Source organism: Kitasatospora sp. NPDC004531 (genome assembly GCF_053602195.1).
Window position 1 is genome coordinate 1 of record NZ_JBSGDD010000162.1, and the last position, 7,638, is coordinate 7,638.

General features: G+C 74.8%; 5 protein-coding genes. 3 read left to right on the forward strand and 2 right to left on the reverse strand.

Annotated features, from left to right (window positions below; genetic code table 11):
• Positions 1-215: 215 nt before the first annotated feature.
• Positions 216-1,388 carry an alpha/beta hydrolase family protein gene (locus ACWEMJ_RS33055; RefSeq protein WP_452140839.1) on the reverse strand — a complete coding sequence of 391 codons (1,173 nt, stop codon included), beginning with the start codon at positions 1,386-1,388 and terminating at the stop codon, positions 216-218.
• Positions 1,389-1,532: 144 nt separating this feature from the next.
• On the reverse strand, positions 1,533-3,185 hold the full coding sequence (locus ACWEMJ_RS33060; protein ID WP_452140840.1) for a PxKF domain-containing protein: 1,653 nt from the start codon (positions 3,183-3,185) through the stop codon (positions 1,533-1,535).
• A gap of 788 nt (positions 3,186-3,973) precedes the next feature.
• Between ACWEMJ_RS33060 and ACWEMJ_RS33065 the strand changes: the two genes are divergently transcribed.
• The 3 genes from ACWEMJ_RS33065 to ACWEMJ_RS33075 are packed head-to-tail and all read left to right on the forward strand — an operon-like array spanning position 3,974 to position 7,598.
• Positions 3,974-5,014, forward strand: coding sequence for an AfsR/SARP family transcriptional regulator (locus ACWEMJ_RS33065; RefSeq protein ID WP_452140841.1), 1,041 nt, complete (start codon positions 3,974-3,976; stop codon positions 5,012-5,014).
• 60 nt (positions 5,015-5,074) lie between these two features.
• On the forward strand, positions 5,075-7,273 hold the full coding sequence (locus ACWEMJ_RS33070) for a TOMM precursor leader peptide-binding protein (RefSeq protein WP_452140842.1): 2,199 nt from the start codon (positions 5,075-5,077) through the stop codon (positions 7,271-7,273).
• Positions 7,266-7,598, forward strand: coding sequence for a hypothetical protein (locus tag ACWEMJ_RS33075; RefSeq protein ID WP_452140843.1), 333 nt, complete (start codon positions 7,266-7,268; stop codon positions 7,596-7,598). Before ACWEMJ_RS33070 ends, ACWEMJ_RS33075 begins: the two co-directional genes overlap by 8 nt.
• Positions 7,599-7,638 lie beyond the last annotated feature (40 nt).

Here is a 7,638-nt window from a genome sequence, read left to right on the forward strand (position 1 = left end):
CCCGGGCCCGTCCGGCGGTCAAAACTCTCGGAGCGGAACCAACTCGCGGGCCCCGTCGGGATCAGGCGGGCAGCGCCGGTCGCGTGGTGCGGTCGGCCGGGTACTCAACGTAGCTTTCCGGTCGCCGCTCCGGCTATCGGACGTCGGCCTTCCGAAGCCCCGGTGGCCGCCCGGTGGGTCCATGGTGTGTCCTCGAACGAAACCGGGGCGGAGGGTCAGGGGTGGAAGAGGATCTCCGGCTCGGCGGCGGTCGGGCCGTCGAGCAGGGGCTGGGGAAGGCCCTTGAGGTGGAGGTCGAAGAAGGCGGCGACGTACTGGCGGGTGAGCTGGATGCCGCGCTCGGGGGCGATGGTGGTGGCGGGCGGGTTCGGCAGGCCGAGTCCGCGGGCGAGTACGGGGACGTCGGTGAAGGTGCTGTGGTCGGAGCCGGTGACGGTGAGCCAGCGCTTCCAGCCGTCGAGGGCGGTCCAGGCGCTCGTCCAGGTGGTGTCGTCGCGGCCGTCCAGGGGGTGGCCGATCATCAGGAACGGCTTGCCGTCGAGGCCGGTGGCGGGCACGGGGAAGTCCATGGTGCCGTCCAGGTTCACGCCGGCCCGGACGCGGTCGTCGGTGAGCAGGGTCGGTACGGCGGCGGCGCCTCCGACCGAGTGTCCGGCCATGCCGATGCGGTCGCGGTCGATCAGGTGGGCGTAGCGCCAGGCCGGGTGCGGGCGGTCGGTGAGGCGGTCGAGGACGAAGGAGACGTCCGTGGCCCGGGCGGCGTCCAGGCGCGCCCAGTCCTCGGGGGACCTGAACCTGCCGCACATGTCGCAGCCGGTGGTGTGGCCGTCGGGGAAGGTGGTGCCGTAGTTCTCGTAGGTGTGGTCGATCAGTGCGACGAGGTAGCCGCGGCTGGTCAAGTCCTCGGCGAGGGAGGTCAGTTCGGTGCGCGGCATGGTGAAGCCGGGGGAGAGGACGATCAGCGGGTAGCGGCCGTTGCGGGGCTTCGCGTCGGTCCGCGACCAGGTCCGGGTGTCCGTGAGCGTCTCGGTGGGGACGGTGTTGCCGGGTACCTTGGCGTCGAGCAGCAGGCGCGCGGCCGCGGGGGTCATGTACGGCGCGGGCTCACCGGTGCCGGGCTTGGCGGGGTAGTACATCGACACCATCAGCCGGCGGGGGCCGGCGGACGGCACCCACGGGTCGGGGCGGTCCTGGTCGACGAGTTGCAGGATCTGCTGCCCGACCGCGAACGGCCCGGTGGGGCGCGGGAGTTCGATCCGCGTGGAGCTCGGGGCGGCTGCGGCGGGCGGCGCGGGGGCGGCCAGGGCCGGTGCGGCGGTGGCGGCGGCGGTCAGCGGCAGGGCGAGCAGCAGCGCGGTGGCCGCGGCGGTGCGACGGATTCGGCTCATGGGTCGTACCGTACGGACGCGGAAAGGGAGTTGACGTCCAGTCAGGGGCGTAGGGGATCGCACGGAGAAGTCGGCGGTGGGTGCGGCCCGCCCCCTAGGGATCGACCTCGGGGGCGGGCGCTGGGGTGGTCGGGCGGGGCGGTGTCAGTCGAACTGGAAGCGGGCGGTGTGGAGGGTGCCGTCGGTCAGGCCGAGGGTGAACAGTTGGCAGGTGCCGGCGTAGGCCCGGTCGGTCTTCCACACGTAGCTGTAGCCGTTGGCGGCGGGTTCGTACTGCAGCGCGCTCTCCCCGGTGGTGCGGGTCGGGGTGGGCGGGTCGAGGGGCGCGCCGGTGGCGCAGTCGACGTGCTGCGCGACGGGGTAGTCGCGGGCGATGACGTTCGGGCCGAAGTCGCCGCCGAGGGAGAACTTGATCGGGACGGCGCGTCCGGCGTGCATTCGGTTGACGGCGGGCGGGTCGGCGACCGGCGGCCGGAAGCCGCTGAACGGGTACTCGTAGGTGTACCGGCCGGCGGGGGTGGCGGCGCTGGTGCCGGCGGGGGTGGTGACCCGGACGTCGACGGCGCCGCCGGCGCCGGCGGGTACGGTCGCCCGCAGGGTGGTGTCGTTGACGACGGTGATGCCGTTGGCGGGCGCGTCGCCGAACCGGACCGCCCTGGCGCCGGCCAGGTGGGTGCCGACGATCGTGACGGTGTTGCCGCCGGCGTCGGGCCCGTGGCCGGCCCGGACGCCCGTCACGGTGGGTGCGACGGGGGCGACGGCCAGGCTGTACGCGGCGGCCCCGGTGCCGACCGTGCGGGTGACGGAGTCGGTGGCGGTGTCGATCACCGACAGGGTGTTGTCGCGGCTGTTGGCCACGTAGACGACGCCGCCGGCCGGGTCGGCCAGCACGCTGACGGGGGTGGCGCCGACCGGGACGGTGCCGGTGACGGCGCCGGTGGCGGTGTCGATCACCGAGACCGTGTTGTCGGTCTGGTTGGCCACGTAGGCGCGCGCGCCGTCCGGGGTGACCGACACGCTGCCCGGTCCGGAGCCGACCGGGATGGAGCGGGCCACGGTGTTGGTGGCGGTCTCGATCACCGAGACGGTGTTGGTGCCGTAGTTCGCGCTGTAGACGCGGCTGCCGTCGGGGGAGACCGCCACGGCGGTCGGCATCCAGATCCGGCTGTCGGTGATCGTCTCGGCGAGGGAGCCGGTGGCGGTGTCGATCACCGAGACGCTGCCGCCGATGAGGTTGGCGACGTACGCGTGCGCGCCGTCGGGGGCCACCGCGATGCCGAACGGCTGGCTGCCGACCGTCACCGTGGCGGTGACCGTCCCGGTGGCGGTGTCGATGATGTCGACGCCGCCCGTCCGGGGGCTGGCGTAGTGGCCGACGTAGGCGCGGGAGCCGTCCGGGGAGAAGGCCACCGGTCCGGGCAGCCGGCCGACCGTGATCGTCGAGGCGATCGTGCCGGAGGCGGTGTCGAGCACGGACACCGTGCCGCTGCCGTTGTTGACGACGTAGGCCTGGGAGCCGTCGGGGGAGACCGCCACCGACTGCGGGTAGCTGCCGACCGGGATGGTGGCGACGGGGGAGGCGGTCGCCGGGTCGTAGGCGGTGACCGAGTTGGCGCGCGAGTTGGCGAGGTAGACCAGGCGGTGCGCCGCCGTCCCGGTGTCCGCGTGCGCCGGCGACACGGGCAGCAGGGTGCCGAGGGCGCCGAGCGCGCCGGCTGCCGCGAGGGCCGTCGCACGCTGCCGCAACCGTCGCAGCCGGCCCGGTGACCAGGCCCGTCCGCTGGGGACCACTGTCATGGTGACTCCGCCTCTCTGCTCGGCGCACCGTCCGGGGATCGTCCCGTCGGACGCCGGTGGGGTTGTGGGGGTGTGGAGGTGCAGGGGGGAGCCCGGAAGCAGCCTGGCCGACGGGAGCGCGATGCAACAAGGGCGCGCGGCGGCGGTGCCGGGTCATGCGCCCGGCGCACAACGGTGGTGCGGGCCCGCTCGGGTCGGTTGCGGCAGGCCGGAGTCGGTGGGCGGGCGGTCGGGGCCGGAGGCGGACTCGATCGGGGGCGCACGGGTCTGGCGTTTTGGTTGACTGTACGCAATCATGGATGGTCCGCGGCGGGCCTGCCGGACGTCGGCCGTTCGCGGCGGTTGCCGTTTTCGCCGTCTGGGCAATTCCTGTGAATCGCCTGTGGATTACCCGGATCCAGGTTTGTCGTGCCGGGCCTTGGGCGGTGTGTTGCGGTGGGGGAGAAGTCCCGTGCGACCTTATGCTCCGTATGCGAATTCCATGGGTCGGGCAGCGGTGTGAACTGGGGGGTTCGCGAGGGGAATCGCCCGGAGGCGGTTGCCCGGCGGACATGCAAGCGTTTGCAGAAATTCGCTGAAAAGCCGCGCGCGGTCATTGACTTGACCATCCGTCAGCTCATACGGTCTGGCCCTGTCGTACTGGGCGGTAGCGGCCGGGCCGCCGGCCCCGGCGGGCGCGGGATCGCCGCCGAATCGGCAGTGGCGCACCGAAATGTCAATTGTTCGCCGAGGGCTGCCTGTTGCGTGCCCGGGGCGGTCGCGGAGAACGGAAGGGGAGCGGGGTGGCCATGGCAGCGGAAGCGGGAACCGGCGCCAGATTCACCGTGCTCGGCCTGCTGGCGATCGCCGACCGCCGGGAGACCGCCGTGCTCCAACCCTCCAAGCCCGCCTCGCTGTTGGCGGCCCTGCTGACCAGGCCGAACGCGGTCGTGCCGGTGGAGTCGCTGCAACGGGCGATCTGGGGCGAGGAGATCCCGGCGACCGCCAAGGCGGCCCTGCACTCCTGTGTGCTGCGGCTGCGCCGGCTGTTCGCCAAGTACGGCGTCTCCGGCGGCGCCATCGAGGCGCTGCCCGGCGGCTACCGGATGGCCGTCGACGCCCGCACCCTGGACCTGCTGGAGTTCCGCGAGCTGCTCGCCCGGGCCGACCGGGCGGCCGAGCCCGCCGCCGAACTCGCCCTGCTGCGCAGCGGGTTGGCGCTCTGGCAGCCGCCGGTACTGGGCAACGTGCACTCCGACGTGCTGCACCGCGAGGAGGTGCCGCGACTGTCCGAGGAGTGGCTGCGCACCGTCGAGCGCGTCTACGACATCGAGCTCGCGCTCGGACGATGTCGCCAAGTGCTGCCCGAGCTCTGGCCGTTGGCCCGCTCGCACCCCGCCCACGAACGGTTCTGGGAGCAGCTGATCGAGGCGCTGCACCGCACCGGCCGGCGCGCCGACGCGCTCGCCGAGTACCGGCGGGTCCGTGACCACCTGGGCGAGGAACTCGGCGTCGAACCCGGGCCGGCCCTGCGCAGCCTCGAACTCGCCGTCCTGCGCGGCGAATCGCTCGCCGGACAGCACCCGCCGGCCGTCCGCCGGGCCGTCCCGGTCGGGCCGCGCGCCGCCCTCGCCGTCCGCGAACCGGCCCGCGAGGCCGTCGAGTTGACCGGCTCCGCGAGCGGCGAGGTGGTGCTGGCCGGCCTGGTGCGGGCCGGGCTGCTCGCCGAAGGCCCCCGCGGCCACTACCACGTGCACGAGTTGCTGCGCGCCTTCACCCGTGCCGCGGCGGGCAGTTGGGCCCGCGCCCCGGGGGAGCGGGACGCGGAGCCACCCGCGTCCTGCGCCTGACCGCTTCCGTCCGTGCGGCGCCGAGCCGCTCCGTTCGCGTACCACCGAGGTGTGAGGGACATGCCCACGTTCGAGGAGATCGCCGACAGCCGGCCACGGATCCGGCGCGACGTGCTGTACACCCAGACCCCCGAGGGGGTGCTGTTCCACAACGCCCACGGCGGCTTCGGCGTCACCGCCAAGGACGCCTACCGCTTCGCCTCGCTGATCGTCCCCCACCTCGACGGCCGGCACACCGTCGCCGAGATCAGCCAGGGCTTCGGCGAGCACCACCGCAGCATGTTCACCGAACTGGTCCGCACCCTCTACACCCGGGGCTTCGCCCGCGACGCCGGCCCCGCACCCGAGGGCCCCTCGCCGCTGACCCCCGAGGTCACCGCCCGGTTCGGCCCGCAGATCGAGTACATCGACCACTACGTCGGCGACGCCGAGGAGCGCTTCCACCGCTTCCGCGGGACCGCGGTGGCCGTCCTCGGCGACGACGAACTCGCGCGCTGGGCCGTGCTCAGCCTGATCCGCAACGGCTGCGCCACCGTCGGCGTGCACCCCGCGCTGACCGAACACCCGGGCTGGGCCGAGATCGAGACCGAGACCGCCGCGCTGGCCAAGGCCGGCTGCCCCGTCACCGTCCGCGCGCTCGGCTCCGCCGAAACCGACCACACCTGGGCCGAACTCGACGGCCACGCACTGGTGTTGACGACCGGCCCCGACGGAATCCGGCGGACCGCCCGGCTGCTGGAGGCCGGAATACCCGACGGCCGCACCCTGCTGCCCGCCTGGACGATCGGCCCCGACGCGGTGATCGGCCCGCTGATGACCGCCGACCGCACCGGCTGCTGGATGTGCGCCGCGCTGCGCCTGGGCACCGCCGCCCCCGCGGGCGCCGCCGCCGACCTGTGGGCGGCACTCGCCCCGCAGGCCCCCCGCACCACCGGCGGCGCGCAGCCGCACGGACCGCTCGCCGCGATGCTCGGCAACCTGCTCGGCTACGAGGTCTTCCGGCTCACCACCGGCGCCCTCCCCGCCGAGACCGACGGCCGCCTGCTGATCCAGGACCTCGACTCGCTCGACGTGGTCGGCGAACCCCTGCACCCCCATCCGCGCTGCGCCCGCTGCGCCACCCACCCCGACAGCGACGTCAGCGGCATCGACCTCGCCGGGGCCGGGCGGGAGGAGGACCTCTCCGCCGAGGAGGGCGCCTCCGAGGCCGCGCTCGCCGAACTCGACGCCCGCGCCGTGCTGGTGGGCCCGCACGCCGGGGTGTTCGCCGGATACGCGGACGACGACTGGCGGCAGACCCCGCTGAAGGCCGGCACCGTCACCCTGCACCTCGCCCCCGGCGTCCGCCGCACCGTCTCGGCCGGCGACGTCCACCACGTCGCGGGCGCCCGACTGCGCGCCCTGTACCGCGCCGCCGAGGTCTACGTCGAGCACGCGGTGCCACCCGTCACGGCCGAGGACAGCGCCGAACTCCCCAGGGTTCGGCCGGAGTTGCTGAGCACCGCCAGCGGCGTCCCGGCCGGCACGGTGCGCCACTGGAGCCCGGCCGCCTCGCTGCTGACCGGCGGGCGGATGCTCGTCCCGGTGGCCGCGCTGCGCACCTTCGGGCCGCACAACCGCGAGCGCGCCTTCGAGGCCACCTCCGCCGGGACGGGCGCCGGCGGCACCCTGGCCGAGGCGGTGGCGCGCGGCCTGCGCACCGCCCTCGGGTACGACGCGCTGCGCCGCGCCCTGCGCGGCCGACTCGCGCCGTCGGCCCTGCCGCCGGAGGTGCTCCGGCAGGACGCGCAGCTCACCTTCCTGGGCCGCTCGGCGGACAACCACGGCCTGGAGCTGGAGCTGCTGCGCCTGGGCGGCGACGGCGACCCGCTGCCGGTGGTGCTGGCCCGCGCCGCCGACCCGGCCGCCGGCGGCCACCGCTGGGCGCTCGGCAGCGGGCTCGGCCTGCGGGACGCCGTGCTGGAGGCCGTCCGCGACCTGCTGGCCGCCGTGCAGCTCGACCGCGACCCGGCGGGCCCGGGACCGGGCGGCACCGACGGCGGCGACCCGCTGATCGGCGAGCTGGACCCGGCCGTGCTGTCCGCCGCCACAACGGCCGAGGCCGTGCTCGGCGACCCGCTGAGCTGGCCGCAGGTGCTGGAGCGGCTCCGGGCGGCCGGTCGCGACGTGCTGCTCGCCGCGTGCGGCCCGGCCGACCTGCGGGCCGGTCGGATCGAGGTGGTCAAGGTGCTGCTCACGGACGGGACTTCGGATGACTGAGGACGTCCTGGAGCGTCCGCTCGAAACCGGCGGGGCCGTGCGGGTGGCGCACGCCGGGCCGTGGGGCGACCTCTTCGCCGACTTGGCCCGAGAACTGACGGAGCGTCAGGTCAGCGGTGTGGAGCTGGCGTTGCTCGGCTCCCGGGACGAGCTGACGGCGGGGGAGCCGGAGCGGCGCGGCGCATGGCCGGTGCCCGTGCACCTGTACGGCCACCACGCCACGGTCGGCCCGGACCACCCGGCGGCGGGCGGGCAGGTGGCGGGCGGCCCGGCGGCGCTCGGTCTGGACCGCTGGCCGCGGCTGGCGATGCGCCGTACGCTCTGACCGACCCGGCGGTCGACCCGGCTTCCGGTGGTTTTGGGAC